The organism is uncultured Nitratireductor sp., from assembly GCF_913053745.1.
In the GTDB taxonomy this organism is placed as follows: Bacteria; Pseudomonadota; Alphaproteobacteria; order Rhizobiales; family Rhizobiaceae; genus Nitratireductor.
In genome coordinates this window covers 26,111-50,358 of record NZ_CAJXGF010000012.1, presented here as the reverse complement: position 1 = coordinate 50,358, position 24,248 = coordinate 26,111, and the positions used below count along the sequence as shown (strand labels likewise).

Genomic DNA, 24,248 nt, shown 5'->3' with positions numbered 1-24,248 from the left:
CTCTTTCCCGGTCGCACCCAGGATCATGGATTTTGATTCGCTCATACCGACAGGATAGACGGCTGTGCGAATCTGGAAAAGAAAACAAAAAAACCGCCGCGCTATGGCGGCGGTTTCAATCGGCTTGTGAACCCGCGGGTCACTTCGAGACGAAGCAGCTTCCCCCGGCCGATTTAAGCTGCGAACAAAGTCGGATCGCATCGTCCTTCGACGACGACGGAATGCGCACACGATAGTATGTGCCCTTTCCGGCAATGTCGGCCTTGACGATGTTCACGCCCTTGCCCGTCAGCAGATCGCCATAGCGCTGGGCCATATCCTGGTAGGATTTCTGCGCAGCGTCTGCGGTCGGCTGCGATGAAATCTGAACCGACCAGCCGTCGGTCCCGGAGGTCACCGGAGCCGGTGCCTGCGTGCGTGCAACGGGTTGCGTCGGCTGGCTCTGCGCCGCCGCCACTTGGGCGGGCTGCGGCGCTTCGGCGGCAGGCTGCTGCGTCGGTGGGCTTGCAGGCCTTGAGGTCGGGACCGGAGCCGTTTCAGGCACATTCGATGGCGCAACACCGCCACTGCTTGGGCTATTTGTCGCGTTGTTGCCCGCAGGCTGCTGGCCGCCCGTCAACTGCGCATCCGGCGTGGTATCCAAGCTTGCCTGTTGCTGTGCAGTGGAGGCTGGGTTCTGCAAGGCGGTCGCGCCATTATCGGCGGTTCCGGCCGTCTGAGCCGGAGCCTCGGGCTCACGCGGAACGATTGTGCCGTCCGGGCGCACCACCATGGTGCGCACACGACGCGGCGCCATCGCCGTCACGGGCTCGCTGGTGGGCGTTGCGGTTTCGCCTTCGCCCGGCACGAGACGTTCCTCGGATTTCGACTCGACTTGCGGCACCTCGACGGGCTCTTCAGCGGTCGATACGAGCCGCTCCTGCACCGGATTGTCGCCAAGTTCCGCGCCGGAGACCCGCTGATACACCTGATTGTCCTGATTGGGGACTTGCTGTCCGCCCGGATTATCTGGCTTCACCTTGACCGGATCCTCATCCGCACGAACGAGAACCGGCGCGGCATTGTCATCGCCACCGCCACCGAAAGCGAAGAGTCCGATCAGCGCCAGCACCGCCACGCCGCCTAGCGCGGCCGCCAGCATCGTGTTGCGGCGATTTCTGAGAAGGCCGCGACGCGAGAGCGTTGTGGCCGCCGCTGCGGGAGCCGCCGCTTCCGTTCGACCGGAGAATTCATCGGTCGGATCGTCCCAGGGAGCCGTGCCTGAAGCCCTAAAGTCATCCTCGGCCTCGATGTCTTCCGGCTCCGCATTGCGTCCTCCCGCCGGCATGGCAGGCTGATCCGCTTCAGAAAAACTGTCGGCGAAGGCCGTATCGAAGTCAAAATCGCTGGACGCCTGCTCATCCTGCTGTAGGGCGGCCGCAGCATAGGCATCATTCGGCATTGTCGAGAACTGAGACGCTCCACCGCCTGCCGAAGCGGTCTCCGGCAAGCTCTCGCTATCGCCGAAAGCGCGTGCCAGAGCACGTTCCAGATCGTCCGCCTCGGCCTCGGGTGCCCGCTCGGGCTCACTCACGAATTCGGGTATATGCCGGGCATCTTCAACCGGAACACGCTCGTTTCCCGGTACATCTACGGTGTCGATATGCGGCATCGAAGAAGCATGCGTCGAAGACGTCGACGCTTGCGCAGGCTGCTGCCAGAACGGCGCGGACAAGGTCGACTGCGTCCCCGTCTCCTCAGGAGACCGAGGCATTTCGGGGTGCTCGTTTTCGAACGCATCCGAGGCTGTATCGAGCTCACGATAGGGGTCTTGCTGCGGTTCCATATGCGGTTCCATGACGGGCTCCGCCACGTCCTCTTCTGCAAGAGCCCCCGCGGTCAGCTGTTCTTCCAGGCTTGCCGTAAAGTCGTGATCTTCACGCGCAACGTCGCCATCCACCGCACTCGACCGTTCCGCTCCCTGAGCCACCGATGAAGCGAAAGCCTGCGGCGAAAGATACGGGTCGGCGCTCGAGGAACCGCCCGTGCCGGTGTCCACATCCTCCGCTACGTCGGAGCCGGCGGTAAACTCTTCACGGGAAAAGGTTTCGGCGACCACGTGGTCGGCCGCAGGGTTATGCCCGCCCGACATCGCATCCGGCGTGCCGGTACCAAAATCCGGCTCGATCCCATCCTCGGTCGCTTCGTCTTCGATATATTCGGGCGTCGGCTGGAAGGCCATGCCCTCGGTTTCACCCATCTCGCCATCGGCCTCGCGCCACCCTTCGGCGGCCAGCGATGCTTCAAGATCGGTGTCGAGCTGCGCAAAATCCTGATCGCTGAACTCCAGCGCTACATCCTCGACAGACGCATCCACCTTATGCTCGGCGGGCTGATCCGCCTCGGCAGCGAAATCCGAAGCCGCCGGCCGTGTTTCGTCAACATCGAACCCCGAGAAATGCTGTTCTACATTGTCGGCGTCAAATGCCTGTGCAGGTTCGGATGACTGAAGTTCCGTTCCCGGCATGACCGAGACATCCTCTGCCGGGTCAAGCCGCATCTCGCTCTCAAAACTGGCGGCGAAGCTCTCGTCCAGTTCATCGGCCATGTCGGAAGCGACATCTACCGGCGCTTGCTCGGCCACCTGACCCACCTCTTCGGCGGCGGGCTGCACGTCGAAGCGCCAATCGCTCGTCTGCTGTGGCTGCCAGTCATCGCTGGTGGCCGGTTCTTCGCGAACCTCGTCGGAGAACTCCGCCAGATCGCCCAGCAATTCGTTTTCGAGCTCAAGCGCAAGGTCGTCGCCCCCTTGCTCGGCGTCGTTACCGGGTTCCTCGGCGCGCCGTGGATCGTGCCCCATAATGCGGGTCAGTTCCGCAAATGGGTCGTCATCAGGGAGAACGGCGCTGTCCGCGCGTTGGTTCGAGCTATGATCTGCCATGTTTTTTCCGCACTCACACTCGGTAGACGCCCGCGACGTCGTACAATTGTCGGGTACCAGCGCAATGTGGGCAAAAGGTGACAGACAACCGCACCCCTCAAGGGATGGGTTCAGCGCATCTCAGAAGGCGCCTCCGCCCCGATCAACGCAAGTCCGGATGTCAGCACATCGCGAACTGCCTGCACCAGACCCAGTCTGGCGTAGGTCAATTCTGGATCGTTAACCTTAACAAAACGTAAGTCGGCTGTCTCACTGCCGCGATTCCACTGCGCATGGAACAGGCTCGCCAGGTCGTAAAGGTAGAACGCCAACCGGTGTGGCTCCATCGCCTGGGCGGCGCTTTCGACCAATCGCGGATATTCCGCCAGCTTGCGCACAAGCGCCATTTCGCCCTCGTCGGTAAGCTGTCCGAGTTGCGCCTTCATCTGGGCACGCGCGAATTCGGCAACGCCAAGCTGCTCGCTCGCCTGGCGAAAAGCGGAGTGGCTGCGCGCCGAGGCGTATTGTACGTAGAAGACCGGATTGTCCTTGGACTGCTCGGTCACCTTGGCGAAATCGAAGTCGAGCGGTGCATCATTCTTGCGATAAAGCATCATGAACCGGATCGGATCGCGCCCGACCTCGTCCACCGCTTCGCGCAGGGTTACAAACTCTCCAGCCCTCTTGGACATGCGCACCGGCTCGCCGCCACGGAAAAGCTTCACCAACTGGCACAGAAGCACAGACAGTTCGACTTCGTCTTCGGCGAGCGCACGCGCCACGGCCTGCAACCGCTTCACATAACCACTGTGATCGGCGCCCAGCACATAGATCAGATGCTGGAAGCCGCGATCCAGCTTGTCCTTCATATATGCCACGTCGGCAGCGAAATAGGTGAAACTGCCATCCGATTTCATCAGCGGACGGTCGATATCGTCCCCCACCTCGGTGGAACGTAGCAGCGTTTGTTCACGATCTTCCCAATCTTCAGGCTTCTGCCCCTTGGGTGGCGGCAATTTGCCCTTGTAGACGTGTCCATTCATGGTCAGATCGTTGATCGCCGAACGGATGGCACCACCATTGCCCGCATGCAACGAGCGTTCGGAGAAAAACACGTCGTGGCGGATGTTGAGCGCGGCAAGATCATCGCGGATCATCGCCATCATGCTGTCGACCGTCCGGTCCTTGACGATCGTCATCGCATCGGCCGAGGGCATCTCCAGAAGCTTCGTGCCGAACTCATCCGCCAGCGCCTTGCCGACGGGCTTCAGATAGTCACCCGGGTAGAGTCCGGACGGAATCTCGCCGATCGTTTCGCCAAGCGCCTCACGATAGCGCACCATCACCGACTGGCCGAGCACGTCGATCTGCACGCCTGCGTCGTTGATATAGTATTCGCGCTCTACGTCATAGCCGGCGAATGCGAGGAGGTTGGCCAGTGCGTCCCCCACCACCGCACCGCGGCAGTGGCCCACATGCATCGGGCCGGTCGGGTTCGCCGAAACATATTCGACATTCACCTTCTCGCCATTGCCCATGTGCGAACGGCCGTAGTCCGTGCCCAGATCGAGCATTTCGCCGAGCCGCGCCTGCCAGAAACGGTCGCTCAGCTTTAAATTCACGAAGCCCGGTCCGGCCACGCTCGCCGCCGCCACGTCGGGATCGGCTTCGAAAGCCGTAGCGATCTTTTCACCCAGAGCGCGCGGGTTCTCGCCGACAGCCTTCGCCAATACCATCGCCGCATTGGTCGCCACGTCGCCATGGCTGGCATCTCGTGGCGGCTCCACTGTAACGCGCGAAAGGTCGAGCGCCTCGCCGCTGCTGGAGCGCAGGCCGAGCGCTTCAATGGTCCTTGCGACCCGATCTGTGAAATCGGCGAAAATGTTCATGGACGATGTCCTGAAAAATGGATCGATGGATCTTTATTGTACGCCTTGCGGCGAAATTGCGGTTGGCACTAGCTCAATTCAGGAGTCTGGTCAAACAAGCGTCGGTGTTCCTTCACGGCATAGGTGTCGGTCATGCCCGACAGGAAGTCGGCCACCAACCGGGCCTTCTGCGCCTCCTCCCCCGCATCCAACTCCTCACGCCAGCCCTCGGGCATTTCTTGCGGATTGTCGAAATAAACATCGAACAGGTCCTTCACAATCCGATCAGCGTGGGCTCGCACGGCCACCACCGCTTCGTGGCGATAGAGATTGGCGTAGAGAAAACGCTTCAGTTCCTTTTCGTCAGCAGCCATGCGCTCGGAAAAGGCAACGATGGTGCGTCCGGCATCATGAATCGCGTCGGGACTTTCAGGGGCCAGGTCCTCAAGGCGTTGCCGGGATGCCACGATCACATCCTCCACCATTGCCGTGATCTGCCGCCGCATCAGTTCGTGGCCGCGGCGCACCGGATCGAGGTCGGGGTAGCGACGCCCCACCGTTGCAAGGATCTCGCCCGGCAACCCCACCGCCTCCATCATATCCAGTGTCAGAAGGCCCGAACGCAGACCGTCGTCGATATCGTGCGCATTGTAAGCGATGTCGTCGGCGATGGCCGCGCATTGCGCCTCGATGCCGGCAAAGCGAGCGAGCTCAAGATCATGTCGGGCCACATAGTCGAGAATGGGCTGCGGCACCGGGCCGTCGAGGCCGATCCCCTCACCGTCCGTCAACGGGCCATTGTGCTTGACGAGCCCCTCCAGCGACTCCCAGGACAGATTCAGCCCGTCGAACTCGGCATAACGGCTTTCCAGTTCCGTCACGATCCGCAAAGACTGGGCATTGTGATCAAATCCGCCCCAGCGGGCCATCCGTTCATCGAGCGCGTCTTCTCCGGTGTGACCGAAAGGCGTGTGGCCGAAATCGTGCACCAGCGCGATGGCTTCGGCCAGATCCTCGTCGCAGCACAGCGCCCGCGCCAGAGCGCGGGCGATCTGCGCCACCTCTATGGAATGCGTGAGCCGTGTTCTGTAATGATCGCCCTCATGGGCGATGAAGACCTGTGTCTTGTGCTTGAGACGACGAAATGCGGTCGAATGGATAATGCGGTCCCTGTCGCGTTGAAACGGCGTACGGGTCGGGCTCTCCGGCTCCACGAAAAGCCGCCCGCGCGAGGCCGCCGGATCGCTCGCGTAAACCGCCCTTGGCCGGTAGCCGAACCCGATATTCCGCAAGCCCTGTTCATTGTTCATGGTCTACAACACCTTGTTGGAAAACCGTTTCCGGGTCGCCACTGTCTCCATCTCAAACCCGATCGCATTGCTCAGGTTGACTTGCCGCCTGCGGCTTCATACCTATTCAATGAACACGAACGCAAGGTGACCGTCAGGACAACCATCATGGGCATGGACGCGGGTACGGAAATGAAAAGCGTTGAATTGACCGAGGCTGCCGCCCGGCGCATTGCCGTCATTCTCGAGGACGAACCGGGCAAGATCGCCCTACGTGTCTCCGTGGAGGGTGGCGGCTGTTCCGGTTTTTCCTATGCTTTCGATCTGACCGATCAGCGCAACGAGGACGACCACGCCATCGAGCGGGACGGTGCCACCGTCCTGATAGACGATCTGTCGCTCGTTTATATGGGTGGTTCGGTTATCGACTTTGTCGACGATCTGATCGGTCAATCCTTCCAGATCAAGAATCCGAATGCCGTCGCCTCTTGCGGCTGCGGAACCAGCTTCTCGATCTGATCCCTTTCGGATTTAACGGCGCGACGCCGCGTGTTCTTCACGCGGCGTTTTTTTGTGTCCGACTCTTTCCATAAAAGCGATTTCCGTTGACGGCGCAGCTGTGAACGATACAAGCCACAACGCCTCCACTAGCGAGGAAATTATTTTATATATCTGTTTTTAAAGGACTATTTTATGATAAAACAGACCCTTTCAGGGATGTTTCTGCTTTGCGTCTTACCGCAGTCCATTGCTTTTGCGGATCAGCAAAGTCCGCAGTCCGATTATCGGCGCGTTGAGCCTCTACTCGATACAAACAGCACGATTCTCGATCAGAAACTGATTTATCCCTCCGGCGAAGCCCAGCTCAAAGCAGTCATCGTCACGCTGATGCCCGGCGAGGAAACCGGACGCCATATGCACGCGGTTCCGCTCTTCGGTCATGTGCTCGAAGGTGAACTCGCCATCCATTACGAAGGCACGGAGGAAAAGACCTTCAAGCCCGGAGACAGCTTCATCGAAGCACTCAACGTCTGGCACAATGGTCGCGTTGTGGGCGAAAAACCGGCGCGCATCCTCGCCGTCTTTATCGGCAATCGGGAAACGCCACCGGTTATTCGCCCCTGACGGGCATGCGTCTTCGGGTTGCCGCCCGAAGACGCGGTTTCCCTCAGGTTTCGCGCTCGGCGCCCGCTTCCTGCGGCAGGATCAGATTGAGCACGATCGCCAGGAATGCGGCCGGCAAAAGCCCGGACGTCATCAGAATCTGCACGGTCTTCGGCAGGTGCTGCAACGCACCCGGTTCAAGCTGCAGTCCCAGCCCCACCGATAGCGAAACCGCAAAGATCACCATGTTCCGTCGGTTCCAATGCACCTCCGATAGCATGTTGATGCCGGCGGCAGCGACCATGCCGAACATGACGATCACGCCTCCACCCAACACCGTAATCGGCACGGTAGAGATCAGTGCCCCCACTTTCGGGATGAGACCGCAAAGAATCAGGAAAATTGCGCCACAGGTCACCACATGCCGACTCATGACGCCGGTCATTGAGATCAGGCCGACATTCTGGCTGAACGATGTGTTGGGCAGACCGCCGAATATACCGGCGATCGCTGTGCCGAGCCCGTCGGCATAGGTCGCGCCTGAGATTTCCTTTTCCGTCGCCTCGCGGCCGGCGCCGCCCTTGGTGATGCCGGAAACGTCGCCCACGGTCTCGATCGCCGAGATTACGGCCATGAAGCACATGCCGATAATGGCCGGTGCGGCCAGTTCGAACCCCCATTTGAACGGCACGGGAACGGCCACCCAGGAGGCATTGCCGACATTGGAGAAGCTTACCATGCCCATGGCGAGCGCCACCGCATAGCCGGCGATGAGGCCGAGCAGCACCGCCGCGATCGACCACATGCCGCGTGCGAAGAATTTAAGCAGCAGCGTAACGACGACCACCACCAGCGCCACGCTCCAGTTTTCGAGACTGCCATACTCGGGTTTGCCGATCAGCGGCACGCCGCCCGCCGAGTACTGGATACCCACCTGGATAAGCGAGAGGCCGATCATCAGCACGATCAGCCCCGTCACCAGCGGCGGAAGAGCGAATCGCAGGCGTCCGACGAAACTGCCGAGCAGGAAATGGAAGACCCCGCCGATCACGACGCCCCCCATCAGCGCACCCATGGCAGCCACACCTTGCCCCGCGACGATCGGAATCATCACCGGCAGGAATGCAAAGCTGGTGCCCTGGACGATTGGCAGGCGCCCGCCGACGGGGCCCATGCCGATGGTCTGGAACAGAGTCGCGATGCCGGCGAACAGCATCGCCATTTGGATCATGTAGATGAGGTTGGGAAAATCGGGAGAATTGGAGCCGAAGCCGAAACCTGCCGCCCCTGCCACAATGATCGCAGGCGTCACATTCGAAACGAACATCGCCAGCACATGCTGAATGCCCAGCGGCACCGCCTGCACCAGCGGCGGTGTGTAGTCGGGATTGCTCAAATCCGCAGGCGTTGCGCCCATATCGGCAGAAGCCGTTGTTTGTGTCATTTCGTTCCCCAGTTGCGTTTCAGAAGCCCTGAAATCTTTTTTGGCGAAGCATCGGTCACAAACGGACGCGCATCTATCTATATTTTTTTGAAAGACAGCCAGAATTTCGCACATCAGTCACGCTGAGCATTGAAGTGTCGACCGAAGGAAATTCTTCAACATTTTCTGATTGGATCGCGACCGCTCCCGAGTTCGAGACGGACAGCCTGAAACCGGCGTGCCCCGTTCGCTGTAAAGATCGAAAGACGCCGACGCTCCGATGTTTTCACTCCAAGCCCTCAAGAGGTCCGCCCGATACGAGCTGATCCGTGCCGGTTTGGAAGGCACCGCCCTCGCCTTGCGCACTGGACTTCCCCTGGCGACCGGGGGGCGCGGTGTGATCTTCGCGCTGCATCATGTCGACCCCGAAACCCCGGCGCGTTGGGTTCCCAACGCATGGCTAAGCGTAACCCCCGCCTTCCTGGAAGAAGCGATCCATACATCGCTTGAACAGGGGCTCACACCGATCGCCCTGCAGGATCTGCCCGAACGCCTCGCCGACCGTCGGGATACGCGCCGCTACGTCTGTTTTACGCTCGATGACGGCTATCGCGACAATGCCCGTTTCGCGGCGCCCGTTTTTCGCCGCCACGCGATCCCCTACACGGTTTTCGTGACCTCCGGCTTTGTCGAGCGCAGCCGTTCGATCTGGTGGAAAACAGCTCAGGAACTGGTCATGAAGATCGACACGGTCGATCTGTCGCCCTTCGGTCTCGACGAGCGCGTTGACACCGCAACACCGGTTGCCAAGGTCGCCTTGTTCGACCGCTTGTCGAAGATCTTGAACGAAGCGCCGGACGAAGACGTGGCGATTACGCGGCTGAACGTGCTTGCGCATGCACATGGCGTCGACCCGCTGGCAATAACCGAGCGCTTGACCATGAACGCCAGCGAACTCGCGGCGCTCGCCGGCGATGCCCTTGCCCGTTTCGGCGCGCACACGCTCACCCACGCCAATCTGCGCAAGGTGGACGACGCGCGCCTCCGATACGAAATGACCCACTCGGCCGCAAAAGTCCGCGATTATGTCGGCGTGGACCCGACCACCTTTGCCTATCCTTACGGCTATCCTTCCGCCGTGGGCGCGCGCGAAGTCGCCGCCGCGCAGGCAGCCGGTTTTACCGCGGCCGTTACGACACGCCCAGGTTTGCTTTCCTCCTCTTCCAGAGAAGCGCCCACGGCGCTTCCCCGCGTGTCGTTGAACGGGTTTTATCAACGCGGACGCTATGTGCGTGCACTGCTTTCCGGACTGCCCTTCTGGCTGCGGCGCGCGAATGCAAGACCCTGATTTCCACGCCGATCGTCGCACGGCACGCATTGTCAGTATCCTAGACAAGGCGGTTGCAGCGCCCTTGCGAGCCACCTAAGAAAGAGATGAGTTGTGGAAGGGTTCTCATGAAGATCGCTACCTGGAACATCAACGGCGTCAAGGCGCGTATCGACAACCTCCTGCATTGGCTGGAAGAAGCCGGTCCGGATATTGCCTGTCTGCAGGAGATCAAATCCGTCGATGAATCGTTTCCCCGCGAATCGATCGAAGCGTTGGGCTATCACGTGGAGACCCACGGCCAGAAAGGGTTCAACGGCGTCGCGTTGCTTTCCAAGCTACGCTTCGACGAGGTCCACCGCGGCCTGTCGGGTGACGAGAGCGACGAACAGGCCCGCTTCATCGAGGGCGTTTTCTCCACCGACAAGGGCGTCCTCCGCGTGGTTTCGCTCTATCTGCCCAATGGTAATCCGGTCGACAGCGAAAAATTTGCCTACAAACTCGGCTGGATGGAGCGGCTGGAAGCCTGGAGCGTTGAACGTCTCAAGCTGGAGGAACCGCTGGTTCTGGCCGGAGACTACAATGTCATTCCCGAACCGGAGGATGCCAGACACCCCGACGCGTGGGTGGGCGACGCTCTGTTCCGCCCGGAGAGCCGCCAGGCTTTCCGCCGGCTTGGTGCTCTCGGCTTCACCGACGCCCTGCGCGCCGTCAACGACGATGACGGTATCTACACCTTTTGGGATTATCAGGCCGGCGCCTGGCAAAAAAACAACGGAATCCGAATCGACCATCTGATGCTGTCGCCGGAAGCCGCCGATCATCTGGGCTCTGTTACGGTCGAAAAGCATACACGCGGCTGGGAGAAGCCTTCCGACCACGTGCCCGTGGTGCTCGACTTGAAACTTTCCGCCGCCTGACACGGCATCAGCCCCTGCACAATCGATGGCCCGCGCCGGAAGCGCGTGCTAATATGACCCGGTTATGTTCGTGTTCCGGCACGCAAGGATCGCTGCACTGACGGCGCTTGTCTCGTTCCCGGCCGCAATATCGGCTGCCGGCGATTGCCAATGCCGCGCAAACGGACAAGCCTTCTCTCAAGGGGAAACGACCTGTCTTTTATTGCCCGACGGCCCGCGCCTGGCGCGATGCGAGATGGTGCTCAACAATACGTCCTGGACGCTGCTGGATCGTGCGTGTCTTGCAGTGTCGAAGCGGTTGGAAAGGCGGTCATCCGTGAAAGTGGCGCATATCGGTGCGCGGTCCAGCGGGCATTAAACCGCTAGGCTATCCGATCAATCGAAACCGTTTTCGCGTAGATCGTGCGCAAGTGCGATCGCCGTCCGACGGTCGGATTCTCCGGCCAGTGCGAAAGCCTGTTCCTGCATGGTGCGGATCCAGCCCACATCGCCGGGAGCGGCATGGTCGAGCGCCGCCGTCATCATCGCCAGCCCCTTCACCATGCGACCGCTTTCGAACAGGATATGCCCCAGCATCGCCTGTGCGCCGGAATGCCCTTTTTCGGCAGCCAACTGGAACCAGCGAGCGGCTTGCTGCACGCTCTCTGCCACGCCCTCGCCATCCAGGAACATCCGCCCGACCTGATACTGCGCCTCCGAATTGCGGTAGGTCGCCGCGGCACGCATAAAGTGTTCCTGTGCGGCCAGTGGATTGGCGCGGATCGGACTATCGGGAATGCCCGCCTTGAGATATTTGCCCAGCGCAACCAGCGCATCGGAGACATAGGTTTCGTCGGGGCTGCCCGGTCGTACATCCTGCTGCGCGACCGCGTAGAAGAACTTGAAAGCTTCGTAGTCGTTGCGAGCGACACCGTCGCCTTCCGCATACATGCGCGCCAGTTTCCAACGCGCGCCGACCTGGCCGTTCTCGGCGGCGTAGCGGTAGGCCTCCACGGCCTCCTCCTTCTCGCCGCGCTTGTAAGCGGAAAAGCCGAAACGGAACACAGCCCAAGGGCTGCGCTTCTCCGGCTCCTGGATAACGGCGTTCTCGTCAAGCGCGTAAGCGGTCCCCGGCAGCGCCACCACGGACGCCACCAGCCCGGCAAGAACAGCAGTTTTCCCTGTTTCAAATATCCGCATAACAGTGCGTTTCTTTCTGAGCCCCCGGATGGGTAACGGCACCGTCGCGGGCCGACCCGACCGTCTGGGCGTACTTCCAGATCGCGCCGGATTGATAATCCGTCTCGCGCGGTTTCCATTCCTTCGCGCGCTCCTTGAGTTCTTCCTCGCTGAGCGCCACTTCGATCGTTCCCGTTTCGGCGTCGATCGTGATCACGTCGCCATCCTTCAAGAGGCCGATGGGGCCGCAGGCAGCGGCTTCCGGTCCAACGTGACCAATGCAGAGGCCACGGGTCGCACCGGAGAAGCGGCCATCGGTAATGAGCGCAACCTTGTCGCCCATGCCCTGCCCGTAGAGCGCCGCCGTGGTCGCAAGCATCTCACGCATTCCCGGTCCGCCCTTCGGGCCTTCATAGCGAATGACCAGCACTTCGCCTTCCTTGTAATTCCGCTCCTGAACGGCTGCGAAGCATTCCTCCTCGGAATCGAAGCAGCGTGCCGGCCCCGAGAACGTCAGTTTTTTCATGCCGGCAACCTTCACGATCGCACCTTCGGGGGCCAGATTGCCCTTGAGACCAACCACGCCACCGGTCTTCGTGATCGGGTTGTTCGCCGGACGCACCACATCCTGCTCCGCGTTCCAGGCAACATGCTCCATGTTTTCGGCAATTGTGCGGCCAGTCACCGTCATGCAATCGCCGTGCAGATATCCGTGCTCCAGAAGCGACTTCATGAGCAGTGGAATACCGCCGGCCTCGAACATGTCCTTGGCGACATATTTGCCGCCGGGCTTCAGATCGGCGATGTACGGCGTCTTCTTGAAGATTTCGGCCACGTCGAACAGCGTGAAATCGATCCCCGCCTCGTGCGCGATCGCCGGCAGATGCAGCGCGGCATTGGTGGAGCCACCCGAAGCGGCAACCACGGCGGCCGCATTTTCCAGCGCCTTGCGGGTCACGATATCGCGCGGACGGATCTGCTTGGCGATGAGTTCCATCACCTTCTCGCCCGAAGCGTAGTTGAACCGGTCGCGCATTTCGTAAGGTGCCGGTGCACCGCAGGAATAGGGCAACGCCAAGCCGATCGCTTCGGCAACCGTGGCCATCGTGTTGGCTGTGAACTGCGCGCCGCAGGAGCCGGCAGAAGGACAGGCCGCCTGCTCGATCTCCGTCAGATCGTCGTCGGAAATGGAGCCGACCGAATGCTGGCCCACGGCCTCGAACACATCCTGAACGGTGATCTGGCGTCCGCGATAATTGCCGGGCAGGATCGAACCGCCATAAATGAAAACAGAAGGCACGTTGAGGCGCACCATCGCCATCATCATGCCGGGAAGCGATTTGTCACAGCCGGCCAGACCGACGAGCGCGTCATAACAGTGGCCACGCATGGTCAGCTCAACGGAATCGGCGATGACCTCGCGCGACACGAGCGACGACTTCATGCCCTGGTGCCCCATGGCGATGCCGTCGGTCACGGTAATGGTGGTGAACTCGCGCGGCGTGCCGTGGGCCGCCGCAACGCCTTTCTTGACCACCTGCGCCTGACGCATCAGCGAAATATTGCAGGGCGCGGCCTCGTTCCAGCAGGTGGCGACACCCACGAGCGGCTGCGCGATCTCTTCTTCCGAAAGCCCCATGGCGTACAGATACGAGCGATGCGGCGCCCTTGCCGGGCCTACCGTAACGTATCGGCTTGGAAGTTTGTCTTTCGAAATTGCTTTTGCGTCCATAATTACCCCAGCCGCAGCGCGCGGCACTTCTCCTGAACAGTCGGTTGTGTCCCGTGCGCCATCGAGCATTTTCGATGCGCCGGGTTTATGGCGGGAAATTGGCGTTCCGTCCCGCCCCTGTCTTAACCGAATGCTTATTGAGAAACTGTTGCCAAATGGGCACAGAGGTCTGTGCACAAGTGTCAGGGGGCGTCAGCAGAAGGAAACAGGGCACGCGAAGCGCCCTGTCGAAGACGAGCCGTCAGGGCTGAGCCTCTTGCTTTTCGCGCTTTCGCGCAATGATCGAGGCGACAACCGAACCACCGATAAGAAGCACGGTCACCGAGAGAGCCAGTGGCGAAGGAATCTTGATCCAGTGAGCGATCAGCATCTTCAGACCGATAAACATCAGCACCAGCGAAAGACCGGTCTTCAGATGTTTGAAGGTGCGCATCATGCCCGAGAGCACGAAGAACATGGCTCTCAAACCCATGACGGCAAAAACATTGGATGAGAAGACGATGAAGGGATCGTTGGAAATTGCCAGAACGGCTGGAATGGAATCGACGGCGAAGATCAGGTCCGTGAACTCGACCGTGACCAGGACGACGAAAAGGGGTGTCATGAAGAGCATGCCGTTGCGCCGGGTCAGAAAGCGCGAGCCTTCATATTCCTGCGTCACGCGGCCGGTGCGCATCAGAAGTTTCACCACGCGGCTTTCGCCAGGGTCGACCATTTCCTCGTCCGACGTCATCATCTTGAAGCCGGAAAACACGAGCAGCGCGCCCAGTGCCATGCCGATCACCATGAACTGATCGACCAGCTTCACCCCCGGCACGATCAGCGAGAGACGCATCACGATCGCGCCCAGAATGCCATAGAAAAGCACGCGGTACTGCGCTTCCGAGGGCACTTTGAAATAGGTGAAGATGAGCGCAATGACGAAGATATTATCGAGGGAAAGCGCCTGTTCGATCAGATAGCCGGTCAAGAATTCCGCGCCGCGGTCCTTGCCGCCGAAATAGAACACGCCCATGGCGAAAATCATGGCCAGCGCCACATAGCCAGCAACGGTTTTCATTGCTTCACGTGTCGAGATTACATGATCGCGGCGATGCAGAACGAAAAGGTCGAAAAAGAGAACAATGGCCACGAAAGCCAGAAAGCCGGGCCACAGCCAGTCATGCATTGTCATTGGAAGGATACGAGGTTTGCGCCGCGTCAGCGCGTTGTCGTACGATCCGACATCACAGGCAACGCCTTGCCTGCCAGAGGGGCCCGGACCGGGTGACCACTCTTATGTGCGGCAAAACCGGGCGCAGTGCAAGCCCAGGCAGCGCACGAACCATGTCGTTATGCAATTCTGCATGGTGAAAGCCGTCGATCGAAACGAGAAGACCCGGCCGAAGCCGGGTCTTAAACAAGACGATTTGTTTAAAGCTTGGGTTGTTACCACTTGACCGAATAGCTCGCAGAGACAATTCCTGCCCAACCCGAATCCACGGACGCACCGAACTCGTTGGAATCCGCCGCGGTGATCTCGGCGGACGTTAAATAGGACACCGCGCCACCGAGGCGCAGTTCGCCGCCCAACGGATCTTTGATGCCGACGCCGGTCGCCAAAAGCCATTTGTCGGTCCGAAAATCGTACCCTGTGGCAACGCCACGATCCCATTGTAACGAAACGAGACCTGACACATTGTCGTTAAACGCGTGTCCAATACCGCCGGTTACCGTCCAACCATCCCGCCAATAATACTGGTTCAAGCTGTCGATCGTTCCAATGACAGGAACACCGGACATGCTCAGGTCGAGTGTCTCATTCACCGACCAGTCCGTCCATTTGACAGAACCGAATGCAAGCCAGCCGGGAGCGATGCCCGATTGAACCTTCAACTCGACGCTTTGCGGAAGGCTTCCGCGGCCCGTCGTTGTGAGCGGAATCACGCCAGCAAGCGAACCTGTTCCATCGGCGTTGTGCTTCGTTCCCGAACGGTACATGAGTTGGGTGCGGAATGCGATTTCGGGAATTTCATATCCGACCCCGGCACGCCACCCCGTGGCCGTGCTGTTGAGATCGACGCTCAATGGGGCGGAACCGAGACCCGGTAATGTCGGAAGCGCGCTCAACGAATAATCGAACTTTTCGACAAAACCGCCCCCCAGTATGGAAAGCCGTCCCTTTCCAAGGTCGAAAAAGACCGCACACGTCGCGCCAAACTCTGTAACCGTAAAATCCTCACTCAGCTTGCCCGTAAGACCGTACGGTGCGTCGTATACTGAGTTCGCCCCGTAGGCGCTCGTGAACGTTCCCGCGCAGGACAGATTGTCGCTTACCTTGAGTTTTATTGCAGCGCTGGGGATAGCATATGTGCCCAGATAATCTGTGCCAACGACTCCACCCGACGTCGTCCCCCCCGGACCGGTCTTGAACTTCTGCGTGGGCACAACAATGATCGCGCCCGCCCGCATGTTGAAATTGCCTTCCTCGTACAGAATATCGGTGTCTGCAGTGCCGCGCGAAAAACCACCGGCATGAGCAGACCCTATCGCTGCAGCTAAAACGGTCGAAGCCGAAAGAATGCGAACTAAACGCATGAGATCCCCTCTCCTCCAATTGTCGGTTCGAGAATAGCAGCGCCGTCCCAAACCTCAATTGTTACTGTACAACTTGTCGCACCTCACGCTTACGTTAACGTAATACGTCTATCGGATAGCCGTATGGCAACGGTTGCGCTTACCGTCAGCTACGCGCCGCGCACCTTAAAATTCCCTTGGAATCGGCATATTTTGGCTCACCGCGCGCACAATCCGGGCTCCAGTGGCACAAAAGCCACACCACCCTAGGATTTCGTCGAACTGTCATAAATCAGACGCTTTGAGCTCCTTTTCGCGCCTATCCCGCCGCAGCCGACGAATCAACCGCACATGCGAAAAGCCGCGCTCGCTATAATCGGCGAGCGCGGCTTTCGGATTCGACAATCCCTGTTCAGCCCTTCAGCCAGCGTCCCTGACACGTGCGAGTGCCACTTCCAGCTTACTCCTGGCTTCGGCGAACTCGGCGAGTTTCTCGCGCTCCGCCGCCACGATCTCCTCCGGCGCATTGGCCACGAATTTGTCGTTGCCGAGCTTCTTTTCCAGACGCTGCGTCTCGGAGACCGTCTTGGCGATCTCCTTTTCCAACCGCGCGGCTTCCGCCGAAAGATCGATCAGATCGCCCAACGGCAGGCAGAAGGTGGTGTCGCCGAGCACGATCTGCGCCGAGCCCTTCGGCGCTTCGCCGGCAAAGCCAAGCTCGCCCACGCGTGCAAGCCGACGAATGGCCGGGTCGTGACGGGCAATGCGCGCGCGCATGGCCTCGTCCGCCCCGACAGCCACCAGCGGCGCGGTGGCGGATGGCGGCACATTCATTTCCGCACGCACCGAACGGATGCCCGACACAAGATCGACAAGCCAATTGATGTCGGCCGCCGCATCGTCGTCCTCGAAATCGGGCGCTGGCCAGCGCGACAGCGCCAGAACGGCGACGCGCCCGGCGTCCCCGCCCGTGTGGGCCCACAACTCTTCCGTCATGAAAGGCATCATCGGGTGGAGGAGCTTGTATGTTTCGTCGAGCACATAGGCCGCACAGGCGCGGGCCTCGGCCTTGGCCTCCTCGTCCTCACCGGCGAAAACCGGCTTCAGAAGCTCCAGATACCAGTCGCAGAACAGACTCCACACGAAACGATACGCGGTTCCCGCCGCCTCGTTGAAGCGATATGTCTCGATACCCTCGGTCACGCCCTTCGCGGCGCGCGTCAGCTCCGTCAGGATCCAGCGGTTAATGGCGAGCTTCGCATTTTCGGGGCGGAAGCTCTCGTCCCGCTTGACGCCGTTCATTTCTGCGAAACGCGTCGCGTTCCAGAGTTTGGTGCCGAAATTGCGGTAGCCGGCCACGCGCGCCGGGTCGAGCTTCACGTCGCGGCCCTGTGCCGCCATGATCGTCAGCGTGAAGCGCAGCGCGTCGGCGCCGTATTCGTCGATCAATTCGAGTGGATCGATGACATTGCCTTTCGACTTAGACATCTTCGCGCCCGACTTGTCGCGCACCAGCGCATGCACATAAACGGTGTGGAATGGCTCCTCTTCCATGAAGTGCATGCCCATCATCATCATCCGGGCGACCCAGAAGAAGATGATGTCGAAGCCGGTCACCAAAACCGATGTCGGATAGTAACGTGCAAGCTCCGGTGTCTTGTCCGGCCAACCGAGCGTCGAGAACGGCCACAGCGCGGAGGAAAACCATGTGTCGAGCACGTCCTCATCACGTGTCAGGATTTCGCCGGGCTTGAAATTTTCCAGCTTGTCCTCGACCCAGGCCTTCCAGGGGCCCTCGTGCGAGATGTAGTGCTGGATTGCGGCCTCAAGCGCGGTCTCCTCATCCTTCTCGACGAAGACCTGTCCGTCCGGGCCGTACCAGGCCGGAATCTGGTGTCCCCACCATAGCTGGCGGGAAACGCACCAGGGCTGGATGTTTTCCATCCACTCGAAATAGGTCTTTTCCCAGTTTTTCGGCACGAAATTCGTGCGCCCCTCGCGCACCGACGCGATTGCGGGCTTCGCCAACGTCTTCGCGTCCACATACCACTGGTCGGTCAGGAACGGCTCGATCGGCACGCCGCCACGGTCGCCATGCGGCACCATGTGCTTGTGTGGTTCGACCTTCTCCAGGAGTTCGGCCTCCTCCATCATGGCGACGATCTTCTTGCGCGCATCGAAACGATCCTCACCGTCGAGCTCGGCGATCGTCCGCGCCAAAGGCGCATCGGCTCCCTCCAACCCGTCGAGAAACGCTTCGTTGCCCTTGAGCGTGATCGTGGCGTCGGTGGCCATCACATTGATCTGCGCCAGATCGTGCCGCTTGCCGACGTCGAAGTCGTTAAAATCGTGCGCCGGTGTCATCTTGACGGCGCCGGTGCCGGCTTCCGGATCAGGATAGTCGTCGGCGACGATGGGTATGCGCCGGCCGACCAGCGGCAGGAGCACATTCTTGCCCACCAACTCTCTGTAGCGTGGATCGTCCGGATGCACTGCGACACCGGAATCGCCCAGCATCGTTTCCGGACGCGTCGTGGCCACCACCACATAATCGCGTGTCTCATAGCCATCGGGATCGCCGTCCGAAGGCCGCCAGATCACGCGGTTGCCTTCTTCGTCCAGCCTGTAGGGATGCTCATAGGTCAGCCCATCGGCGAGCGGGTAACGGAAATGCCATAGATTGCCGTTGGTCTCGACCTGCTCGACCTCGAGATCCGAGATCGCCGTCAGAAGCTTCGGATCCCAGTTGACGAGGCGCTTGTCCTTGTAGATCAGCTCCTGCTTGTAGAGCGACACGAACACCTCGACCACGGCCTTCGACAAGCCTTCGTCCATGGTGAAACGCTCGCGTGACCAGTCGCAGGAGGCACCCAGCCGCTTGAGCTGGTTCATGATCGCGCCGCCCGACTCCGCCTTCCATTCCCAGACCTTGTCCACGAATTTCTCGCGACCAATATCGCGGCGATGCTGCTGTTTCTCCATGAGCTGGCGCTCGACCACCATCTGCGTGGCGATGCCTGCATGATCCATGCCCGGCTGCCACAGCACGTCCTTGCCGCGCATACGCTCGAAGCGCACCATGATGTCCTGCAGCGTGTTGTTGAGCGCGTGGCCCATATGCAGCGAACCGGTCACATTCGGCGGCGGAATGACGATGGTGAAAGGCTCCGCGCCGGGTTCGGCTCCGGCACCGGCGCTGAAGGCCCCGGCCTCTTCCCAGCGTGCAGCGATTTTCGGCTCAACGCTTCCCGCGTCGTATGTCTTTTCAAGCATGAGGGTTTCCGCGCTAAGAGCAATTCCGAAAAAAGTGGAAACCGATTTTGTCCGGAATTGCGTGGAATCAACAGATCATCCCGTTTCATCGTTTCCTGCGAAACGATGAAACGGCAAACCAGCAATCTGGTCCGTTCACAGCACGGTGTAAAGCCGAAGGGTCAGGTCAAGTCAACCGGCAGGCAACACAGCTTATCCGCCGCGCGCAATCCGCTCGATTTCTTCGCGCACGAGGCGCTCGACGATGTTCGGCAAATTGTTGTCCAGCCAATCCTGCAGCATGGGCCGCAGCATTTCCTCAGCCATTTGATCGAAATTGCGCCGACGGTTGGCCTCGAACGCCTCGTTCAACTCTCCAAAAGCCGCCGCCACCTTGCGGCCGGTATATTCCGACAGGATGCTTTGCTTCGCGTCGTCACCGGCTTCGCCTGTGATTGCCTGGGGCATTCGGGTCGGCTCATGTGAATGCCGGTCGGCTCCACCTTCTGCCATGGTGATCGTCGACCGAGCAGTCTGCGCCTCGGCGAGCCGCTGCATGAGACCACGATCCACGCCCGGCTCCGTGTCTGACGAAGCCGTCTCCGCCGTTGCGGAAAACGACGTTGCAGATTCCGCGGAGGATTTTTCGTCCTCACGCTTTGCCGCGTCGCGCAACTCGGTACGAAAACTCTCCACCTGATGAGACTGTTCGGCAGAAGCGGCTTCCTCGTGATCGGACGGACCCGCATGCAAGGGACGCGCCGATTGACGGGAGGGCTGGCTTTGCGGCAACGCATTCTGCGAAAACACCTCGGAGCCGTGCGCCTCCGCCTCTCCAAGAACATCATTCGGCGCTTCGTTCGTCGGTGCCTCTCCAGTCTCGCCGGCGTCGGCCGAACGCGCCGCAGGCGCATCGTTGTCTTCGATGATACGACGGATCGATGCGAGAATTTCCTCCATGGAAGGCTCGCGCTGGTTTCCGTTCGAAGTCAGCGCTTCGACTGCTGCTTCCATTTTCTGCGCCCCGAAACCCTGTGACATAGTCAAATTTGCCGCCTCTAGCCTGTGTCCGCTTCACCGGCATCGTCCGAAAGACAATCTCTGATCTCGCTCGGTCACCGGTGCAAACGGTCGAATCACAACACCGAGGGTACCGCAGGGCCGGTCCCATGAGAATCCCCACACCGGACCTGTCTCAGGTTGCACACAAGAATGCCGGGCTCCTTACGGGCCCGGCATGCACAATCGGATGAGAAAGAAAGGGCGAAACCGGCGTATCCGGCCCTGACAGGGGTCAGCGACCGTCCGGCGTGCGAAGGCCGTACCATTTGTCCTTTACGGCCTGATAATGTTCTTCAGGGCGATATTCGCTGACCTGAAGCCCGAGACGGCTCGCAGAGAGGCCTCCGGTGGCCGAAAGGATTGCGTAGCTTGCAACCACGATGTCGCGCTCGGCGCTGACTTGATTGATCTTCGCGTCGATCACATCAGCCTGGGCGTTCAATACATCGAGCGTGGTCCGCTGACCGACATTGCGCTCTTCGATCACGCCGTCGAGAGCAAGTTGTGCCGCCTGCACCAGTTCGCGGTTTGCGGAAAGCGATTCACGCGCCGCCTGATACTGGCTCCACGCCGAAACGACCGCTGCGCGAACCTGATCGCGGCTGACATCGAGATTGATGCGCGCCTGTCCGAGCGATTCCTTGTTTTTGCGCACCTGGGCGGAGGCCTGCCCACCCTGATAGATCGGCACCGTCAGATTGAGGCCGATGCGCGCAGCATCGCGCGATCCGTCAGCCGATAAGCCGGGCGTGCTGTCCTGATAGCTGTGCGACAATCCAACCGAGCCGGAGACCTGGGGCAGGAAGGCGCCTTCCGACGATTTCACCCGGAACGACGCGGTATCGATCTGGTGCTGTCGGGCCTTGATAACGGGATGCCCGGCCAACCCCAGCGACAGCGCGCTGTCGAGATTCCGGGGAAGAAGGTTTGCCAGCGGTCGGGCAGCCTTCAGGCTGTTCGGCTCATCGCCGATGAGCTGGCGGTACACCGCGGAACTCGATGTCACGGACGCTCTTGCAGCGCTGAGCTGCGCCAGCGCTGCCTGCCGGCGTGCCTGCGCCTGCGCCACATCGGTGCGCGTGCCCTCACCAACATCGAAGCGGGAGCGCGCAGAGCGCACCTGCTCTTCGAGGAATTCGAGATTCTGAGAGCGCAGCCCGGCGATCTGGCGGTCTCGAATCACGTCCATATAGGCGCTGGCGGCGTTGAAAAGCGTATCGAGCTCCTGATTGCGCAACGCCTCGCTGGCAGCACGAACCGACGCTTCTGCGGCCTGAACGTTATTGCGCGTCTGGAAGCCGTCGAAGATCGGTTGCGTCAGCGAAATGCCGAATTCGCCGGTGCGGATATCGGTGCCGTCATTGTGGGACAGTCCGAGCGAAGCGGTGCCCTGCACACGCGGCCGCATGCCGGACTTGGCAATCGCGACATCCTCGTCCGTCACCCGCACGCCGGCGCGTTCCGCATTGAGTGTGGAATTGTTCTCGTAAGCTTTTGCCAGAGCACCCAGAATGGTTTCGGCAGATGCGGCGACCGGCGCAGCAATCAACGCTGACGACGCCACCAGAGGGATCAGGAAACGACGGTAAAAAGACACGATCTGTCAACCTCGGACTGTTATCGGCAGCCGTGCCAACAGGACACCACCACCCCGATTGTATGTTCCGGTCTTCCGACCGGGCACCCACGCCCGGGAGACATACGCATCAGCCTGTCCCCCACCCCCAAATCAAGCGCTCTTTAAAAAGACGTTACATCAAACCCTTGATCAATTCCGTTGCAGGAAAGCAACAAGTATCCTCTCAAAAGACGAATGTGGGCTCTTTTTGGAACCCGGGCAGCGGCTTGACCGCCAGATTGAAAGCTCGACGGCTGGATACGACACCGTCATCCTTCACGAAAAGGTGCGCCTGGGCTGCATTGCCCACGCCCACCACCGCGACCAGGCGCCCACCGTCGCGCAGTTGATCCAGCAGGTTCTGGGGAACGTCGTCGACCGCGCCGCCGATGAAAATCACGTCATAAGGCGCATCGTCGGCGTAGCCGCCCTGCAATGCGCTGCTGACGACAGCGACATTGACGCAACCAAGATCGCTCAGCGCTTCCGTCGCGGTGGCAGCCAGTTCTTCGTCGCTTTCGAGCGCAACGACGAAGCTTGCAAGGCGCGACAGAACGGCAGCGCTATAACCGGTGCCTGCTCCCACGTCGAGAACCACATCGCTGGATTGGACATCGGCCAGTTGGATCAATTTGCCGAATGCGGCCGGTTCCATAAGGTAGCGCGCGCCGATGCCATCCGACGGCGATGCAATCTCCAGATCCTCATCGAGATAAGCGAGTGACTTCTTACGACCCGGCACAAACGCTTCGCGGGGAATGTCGCCCATCGCGTCCAACAGGGAAACGTTGGTCACATCCGAGGTCCGCAACTGCCCTTCCACCATGTTGGCGCGCTGCTGGGAGAAGTCGATTGTCATGCGTCTGATTCCCGAAGCCTGTTTTCGAGTCTTCTGCGGGTGAACATTCCCAATCGACCGAAAACAACGATTTAAACGGTTTGCTAACGGCTGCCGCCGCCCCTGTCAATCGCCCCGCGACGGCCGGGGAAGGACACGCGCGAACGCTCTCTGCGGGTTCACCCGGATCGCTTGAACTTCGATCGTTCTGCCGGCCCTTCCAAGCCTGCGCCAAACCATCGGATCAGCCCGGCAGGGGGCCGAATTCCTCATCGTCTCCCCCCGGCAGGTCAAACAACCCCGCGCCCCACCGCGCGCGGCGCCAGTCTTCCTTGGCCGCTTCGATACGTTCTTTCGATGAGGCGACAAAGTTCCACCAGATATGGCGCGGTCCGCCGAGAGTCGCGCCGCCCAGAAGCATCAGCCGCGCGCCTCCTGGCCCGGCGCTGACGGTGATGGAATCGCCGGGACGAAAAACCATCATTCGCCCGGCTTCGAACACCTGTCCAGCCACCGAAATCGCTCCATCGATCACGTAAATACCCCGATCTTCATGATCGTCGGGCAATGGAAAGCGCGCATCTGGGCCCAGAGAGACATCGGCATAAAACATATCTGTGTAAACTGTTGCCGGAGCCGTTTCGCCATAGGCGCGCCCCAGGATCAGACGCAGCGTCACACCGTCGTCGTCGATTTCGGGCAACGCCTCCTTCTCATGGTGTTCGAAAATCGGATCGGCGTCTTCCATGGTTTCCGGCAACGCCACCCAGGTTTGAATGCCCAGCAGGCTGTGCGGTCCCTGCCGCGCGACCGCGCTGGTGCGTTCGGAATGAGAGACGCCTCGCCCCGCCACCATCCAGTTCAGCGCACCGGGATGGATAATCTGGTCGGAGCCGATGCTGTCGCGATGGTGAAAATCGCCCCGAAAAAGATAGGTGACGGTCGCCAGCCCGATATGTGGGTGCGGGCGCACGTCGATCCCCTGGCCTGTCAGGAACTCCGCCGGTCCGGCCTGATCGAAAAAGATGAAGGGCCCGACCATCTGCCGCTTGGGCGCTGGCAAGGCCCGCCGCACCTCAAAACCGCCAATGTCTCGGGCACGCGGAATAATGAGTGTTTCGATGGAGTCGGCATCGATGTCATCCGGGCACCCCGGGGACAGAGCGGGATTCCAGCTCATGGCAGCATCCTTTGTAGCGGGC

The 24,248-nt window shown here is 60.4% G+C and carries 17 protein-coding genes; 4 read left to right on the top strand and 13 right to left on the bottom strand.

Going from position 1 to position 24,248, the window contains the following annotated elements; all coding sequences use genetic code 11:
* Positions 1–139: 139 nt before the first annotated feature.
* From QZ638_RS03710 to QZ638_RS03700, 3 genes are all read right to left on the bottom strand, one after another.
* On the bottom strand, positions 140–2,920 hold the full coding sequence (locus QZ638_RS03710; protein WP_295807016.1) for an SPOR domain-containing protein: 2,781 nt from the start codon (positions 2,918–2,920) through the stop codon (positions 140–142).
* A gap of 110 nt (positions 2,921–3,030) precedes the next feature.
* Positions 3,031–4,788, bottom strand: coding sequence for an arginine--tRNA ligase (argS, locus tag QZ638_RS03705; protein WP_295807012.1), 1,758 nt, complete (start codon positions 4,786–4,788; stop codon positions 3,031–3,033).
* Positions 4,789–4,856: 68 nt separating this feature from the next.
* Positions 4,857–6,077, bottom strand: a complete 1,221-nt coding sequence (locus QZ638_RS03700; protein WP_295807010.1) for a deoxyguanosinetriphosphate triphosphohydrolase — start codon at positions 6,075–6,077, stop codon at positions 4,857–4,859.
* Between the two features lie 147 nt (positions 6,078–6,224).
* Between QZ638_RS03700 and erpA the strand changes: the two genes are divergently transcribed.
* Together erpA and QZ638_RS03690 are read left to right on the top strand one after the other, a co-directional pair.
* Entirely contained in the window at positions 6,225–6,575 is a 351-nt protein-coding gene (erpA, locus tag QZ638_RS03695; protein ID WP_295807007.1) for an iron-sulfur cluster insertion protein ErpA, read from the top strand.
* Between the two features lie 174 nt (positions 6,576–6,749).
* Positions 6,750–7,181, top strand: coding sequence for a cupin domain-containing protein (locus tag QZ638_RS03690; RefSeq protein ID WP_295807005.1), 432 nt, complete (start codon positions 6,750–6,752; stop codon positions 7,179–7,181).
* Between the two features lie 43 nt (positions 7,182–7,224).
* Here QZ638_RS03690 and QZ638_RS03685 read toward each other — a convergent pair whose 3' ends face one another.
* Entirely contained in the window at positions 7,225–8,604 is a 1,380-nt protein-coding gene (locus QZ638_RS03685) for a nucleobase:cation symporter-2 family protein (protein WP_295807003.1), read from the bottom strand.
* A 259-nt stretch (positions 8,605–8,863) separates the two neighbouring features.
* Between QZ638_RS03685 and QZ638_RS03680 the strand changes: the two genes are divergently transcribed.
* Positions 8,864–9,931: a polysaccharide deacetylase family protein gene (locus tag QZ638_RS03680; protein WP_295807001.1), complete on the top strand. Its 1,068-nt coding sequence runs from the start codon at positions 8,864–8,866 to the stop codon at positions 9,929–9,931.
* Positions 9,932–10,038: 107 nt separating this feature from the next.
* Positions 10,039–10,830 (top strand): exodeoxyribonuclease III, encoded by a 792-nt coding sequence (gene xth, locus QZ638_RS03675; protein ID WP_295806999.1) that lies wholly within the window; start codon positions 10,039–10,041, stop codon positions 10,828–10,830.
* 375 nt (positions 10,831–11,205) lie between these two features.
* Here the strand turns inward: xth and QZ638_RS03670 are convergent, their stop codons facing one another.
* The 9 genes from QZ638_RS03670 to QZ638_RS03630 all read right to left on the bottom strand — a co-directional run bounded on the left by QZ638_RS03670 (position 11,206) and on the right by QZ638_RS03630 (position 24,226).
* On the bottom strand, positions 11,206–12,009 hold the full coding sequence (locus tag QZ638_RS03670; protein ID WP_295806996.1) for a tetratricopeptide repeat protein: 804 nt from the start codon (positions 12,007–12,009) through the stop codon (positions 11,206–11,208).
* A complete protein-coding gene (ilvD, locus tag QZ638_RS03665) occupies positions 11,996–13,720 on the bottom strand; it encodes a dihydroxy-acid dehydratase (RefSeq protein ID WP_295806995.1) in 1,725 nt (574 codons plus the stop codon). Before ilvD ends, QZ638_RS03670 begins: the two co-directional genes overlap by 14 nt.
* A 241-nt stretch (positions 13,721–13,961) precedes the next feature.
* Complete coding sequence (locus tag QZ638_RS03660) at positions 13,962–14,894, bottom strand: TerC family protein (protein WP_295806994.1); 933 nt, start codon at positions 14,892–14,894, stop codon at positions 13,962–13,964.
* A gap of 254 nt (positions 14,895–15,148) precedes the next feature.
* The gene (locus QZ638_RS03655; protein ID WP_295806993.1) at positions 15,149–16,297 is read right to left on the bottom strand and encodes an outer membrane protein transport protein; all 1,149 of its coding nucleotides are present in this window, start codon (positions 16,295–16,297) and stop codon (positions 15,149–15,151) included.
* Between the two features lie 399 nt (positions 16,298–16,696).
* Entirely contained in the window at positions 16,697–19,549 is a 2,853-nt protein-coding gene (locus QZ638_RS03650) for a valine--tRNA ligase (protein ID WP_295806990.1), read from the bottom strand.
* A 192-nt stretch (positions 19,550–19,741) separates the two neighbouring features.
* The gene (locus QZ638_RS03645) at positions 19,742–20,542 is read right to left on the bottom strand and encodes a PopZ family protein (RefSeq protein WP_295806988.1); all 801 of its coding nucleotides are present in this window, start codon (positions 20,540–20,542) and stop codon (positions 19,742–19,744) included.
* Between the two features lie 280 nt (positions 20,543–20,822).
* Positions 20,823–22,187 carry a TolC family outer membrane protein gene (locus QZ638_RS03640; RefSeq protein ID WP_295806985.1) on the bottom strand — a complete coding sequence of 455 codons (1,365 nt, stop codon included), beginning with the start codon at positions 22,185–22,187 and terminating at the stop codon, positions 20,823–20,825.
* Between the two features lie 205 nt (positions 22,188–22,392).
* Entirely contained in the window at positions 22,393–23,067 is a 675-nt protein-coding gene (locus QZ638_RS03635; RefSeq protein WP_295806983.1) for a protein-L-isoaspartate O-methyltransferase, read from the bottom strand.
* 223 nt (positions 23,068–23,290) lie between these two features.
* Entirely contained in the window at positions 23,291–24,226 is a 936-nt protein-coding gene (locus QZ638_RS03630) for a pirin family protein (protein ID WP_295806980.1), read from the bottom strand.
* Positions 24,227–24,248: the final 22 nt, after the last annotated feature.

Bases quoted from the DNA above. Each gene is read 5' to 3' on its own strand.
- ilvD (WP_295806995.1), bottom strand. From the start codon at position 13,720: ATGGACGCAAAAGCAATTTCGAAAGACAAACTTCCAAGCCGATACGTT.
- QZ638_RS03655 (WP_295806993.1), bottom strand. From the start codon at position 16,297: ATGCGTTTAGTTCGCATTCTTTCGGCTTCGACCGTTTTAGCTGCAGCG.
- QZ638_RS03630 (WP_295806980.1), bottom strand. From the start codon at position 24,226: ATGAGCTGGAATCCCGCTCTGTCCCCGGGGTGCCCGGATGACATCGAT.
- QZ638_RS03710 (WP_295807016.1), bottom strand. From the start codon at position 2,920: ATGGCAGATCATAGCTCGAACCAACGCGCGGACAGCGCCGTTCTCCCT.
- erpA (WP_295807007.1), top strand. From the start codon at position 6,225: ATGGGCATGGACGCGGGTACGGAAATGAAAAGCGTTGAATTGACCGAG.
- QZ638_RS03650 (WP_295806990.1), bottom strand. From the start codon at position 19,549: ATGCTTGAAAAGACATACGACGCGGGAAGCGTTGAGCCGAAAATCGCT.
- QZ638_RS03700 (WP_295807010.1), bottom strand. From the start codon at position 6,077: ATGAACAATGAACAGGGCTTGCGGAATATCGGGTTCGGCTACCGGCCA.
- QZ638_RS03670 (WP_295806996.1), bottom strand. From the start codon at position 12,009: ATGCGGATATTTGAAACAGGGAAAACTGCTGTTCTTGCCGGGCTGGTG.
- xth (WP_295806999.1), top strand. From the start codon at position 10,039: ATGAAGATCGCTACCTGGAACATCAACGGCGTCAAGGCGCGTATCGAC.
- QZ638_RS03680 (WP_295807001.1), top strand. From the start codon at position 8,864: ATGTTTTCACTCCAAGCCCTCAAGAGGTCCGCCCGATACGAGCTGATC.
- QZ638_RS03660 (WP_295806994.1), bottom strand. From the start codon at position 14,894: ATGACAATGCATGACTGGCTGTGGCCCGGCTTTCTGGCTTTCGTGGCC.
- argS (WP_295807012.1), bottom strand. From the start codon at position 4,788: ATGAACATTTTCGCCGATTTCACAGATCGGGTCGCAAGGACCATTGAA.
- QZ638_RS03635 (WP_295806983.1), bottom strand. From the start codon at position 23,067: ATGACAATCGACTTCTCCCAGCAGCGCGCCAACATGGTGGAAGGGCAG.
- QZ638_RS03690 (WP_295807005.1), top strand. From the start codon at position 6,750: ATGATAAAACAGACCCTTTCAGGGATGTTTCTGCTTTGCGTCTTACCG.
- QZ638_RS03685 (WP_295807003.1), bottom strand. From the start codon at position 8,604: ATGACACAAACAACGGCTTCTGCCGATATGGGCGCAACGCCTGCGGAT.
- QZ638_RS03645 (WP_295806988.1), bottom strand. From the start codon at position 20,542: ATGGAAGCAGCAGTCGAAGCGCTGACTTCGAACGGAAACCAGCGCGAG.